Below are 3,017 nucleotides of genomic sequence, written 5' to 3'. Positions count from 1 at the left end.
GACTATCAATTATCAATTTCTTAAAATCATTGTATTGAAACAACTACGGAAATCTTATTAATTGATAATGAATAATGGATAATGAAAACTATCTCTAATTATCAATTATCGATTGGTAACGAGAGGTTTGAAATTTCTAGGTCTTAATTATCAATTATCCATTATCAATTATCCATTATCAATTATCCATTATCAATTATCCATTATCTAGTGAACAGTTGCTCGTTTAAATGCTTCATCCAAAACTTCTGACAAAGTAGGATGAGTATGTACATTAAAAGATAACTCATTAACAGACTGCTTTTTAGCTATAGCATTTGCTGCTTCTTGAATTAAGTCAGAAGCATGAAGACCAATAATATGTACTCCTAATAATTCTCCCGTATCTTTACGATAAATTACTTTAGCCACACCATCTGTTTCACCTTCAGCGATCGCTTTGGAATTACCCTTAAAATAAGTTCTGACACTTGCAACTTCAAACCCCTGTTCTTGGCCTAAATCTTTAGCTGCTAGTTCTGTCATACCCACATAGCTAATTTCTGGATGAGTAAAAGCCGCCGCTGGGATACTAAGATAATCTACTTCCCGATCACGACCACAAATATTTTCCACGACTGTTATTCCTTGGGCAGATGCTGTATGGGCTAACATCATTTTTCCTGTCGCATCACCAATTGACCATAAATTAGGTACTGGTTCACCACTTGACAAAACTGCCATTTTGCTATTTACTGGTATAAATCCTCGACGGTCAGTTTCTACTCCTACAGAATCCAGTCCCAAATCTTTTGTATAGGGAATGCGACCTGTGGCAACTAGACAAGCATCTACTTCCAGAACCTCTTCTATTTCTTTGGTCTTAGCATCAGCAAGTTCAATAATTACCGGAGACCCTGGAACCACCTTCATAGCCAACTTGCCAACTTTAGTCTCAATATCTCTTGACTGAATTAAAACTCTTTGTGCAATCTTAGCTATATCTGGATCAAAAGTAGGCATTAACCTATCTAAAGCCTCAATCATTGTAATCTCACACCCAAGAGCAGTGTAAATATCAGAAAATTCTAGTCCGATATAACCACTACCAATAATTGCCACCCAAGGTGGTAACCAATCTAGTTTAAGAGCATCATCACTGGTAAAGACCGTCTTACCATCTATTTCTATACCAGGAGGAACAAAAGGTACTGACCCAGGAGCAAGTATAATATCTTTGGCAGTAAAATTTTCTTCTCCCTTTTCCGTCTTAACCGTAACTTTTTGGTTACCTGCTACTTGACCCCACCCTTTAATTATATCTACACCTAAACGTTTGAGGCTATTGGTCATGTCACCTCTTATTTTGGTAACAATGTTACTTGCATGAGCAGAAATTACTTCTCTATCATAAGCAACATTATCTAATTGAATGCCCAGAGTTTTTAAATGGTGAGTATTCTGTAAATCTCTAACTTTACCAGATGCTGCTAGGAGAGCCTTAGATGGTATACAACCTCGGTTAACGCAAGTCCCACCCATTTCTGCTGCTTCTACAATAGCTGTTTTAAGGCCACAGCTCGTAGCGTGTAATGCTGCTCCATGTCCACCGACACCAGCACCGATAATTATTAAGTCGTAATCAAATTCTTGAGTCATCTCTGTTTTTTAAAACTTTTGGGTATGTTTGCAAAAACTACTATATATAGAGCAAGGGTTCTTCCGGATGTAGGTAAACATGATTATTAGGAATTTTTTTTACTCCTTTGGCATATTTCCCTGGAAATTAACTTGGCCTAATAAGAAATTACAAGAAATTTTCCAGACTAAATACTAGGAGACAGCTCTGTTTACTAGATAAGCAGAAAACAGCCTCAAATTCAAATATAGACAGGCAAATATTTTTACGTCAAAAAGGGATAAATACTTAATAAGCACTGATTTTAGTTATTTTTAGGGCATTGACCTAAATTCCCTTATCTAGATTTACTTTTCCTAGCTTGTGCTACACAAACAGACATTTTTATCCTATAACAATGTATGTCTAAGTACCACTAATAGAGCGCAATTATTAAAACTGGTAAATAAGACAAGGTTCATCCTAACAATACTAACAAAGGACACCAGAACAAAACTAAAACAAATCTATCCTTGGACACCAGAACAGAACTAAAACAAATCGATCCTTTTGTTAATGATTAATAATAAGTAGTAGCTTTTGAATAGTCCCTAAAATTGAGTAATTCTGTTAACTGGCTAACCCACACTAACTAAGGTCACTTACTACGCTTTTGAGATTATGACCATTATAGAGTTTGTACTTCTCTAAGCAGTCAGAGAAAGAATATTGGCTGATTTACCAACTAATAGCGTTGCACGGAAGTCAAAAGTCAAAAGTCAAAAGTTAAAAGTTAAAAAGTAAGATTTTATAAACTCAAAACCTTAACTATACATTAATTTGAGGAAATTATTTGACATTTCAAGTCTGAGACTATTTGTGACACCTTTAAAGTGAATTGGTTAGGAATTACCAATAGACCATATATGTAGAGTTTAAAAACTATAACGTTATAGTTTTTTACTCTATATGTAGTACCTATACATAAGTCCTGTTTGTCTAAGAAAAACCTGCCTCAGCTACGTTGACTATTCAGAATTGTTTAAGCCAACTTTATCCTGTAATCAGGGAGACTCAAACGAGGAACCAATAGAACGGCAGTCATTTGACCACCGTTTTATTAGCATTTACTCCTTTTTATCCCTGTCTAGTTGCTAGATGTATAATATTACTTTCATATACTTGTTTTAACTAATCGCAATGATTATGCTTATGATATAATATAGCCGAACATAAGTTAAATCTAAACTAAATAATTCATAAAAATCCTGGCAAATTTGTTGTTACTGTTTGACATTCAGTAGCAAAATAATACTTTTCGGACATCTTTTTCGAAACCAGCAAAAAACGGTCGCTTGCACCAGTCAGATTCGCGAGCTTGCCAAAATGACAATACAAAAACCTTTTCTCCAGCAATTTC

General features: G+C 35.0%; 1 protein-coding gene. It reads right to left on the bottom strand.

What is annotated here, in order from left to right; all coding sequences use genetic code 11:
• Nucleotides 1-207: 207 nt before the first annotated feature.
• Nucleotides 208-1,638, bottom strand: a complete 1,431-nt coding sequence (gene lpdA / locus AFK68_RS04005) for a dihydrolipoyl dehydrogenase (protein ID WP_094671688.1) — start codon at nucleotides 1,636-1,638, stop codon at nucleotides 208-210.
• Nucleotides 1,639-3,017: the final 1,379 nt, after the last annotated feature.

Origin of the sequence: Hydrocoleum sp. CS-953, from assembly GCF_002260545.1 — a bacterium.
GTDB lineage: Bacteria > Cyanobacteriota > Cyanobacteriia > Cyanobacteriales > Microcoleaceae > Trichodesmium.
Note: the sequence above shows the minus strand (reverse complement) of the source record. Positions and strands in the feature narration are given on the sequence as shown.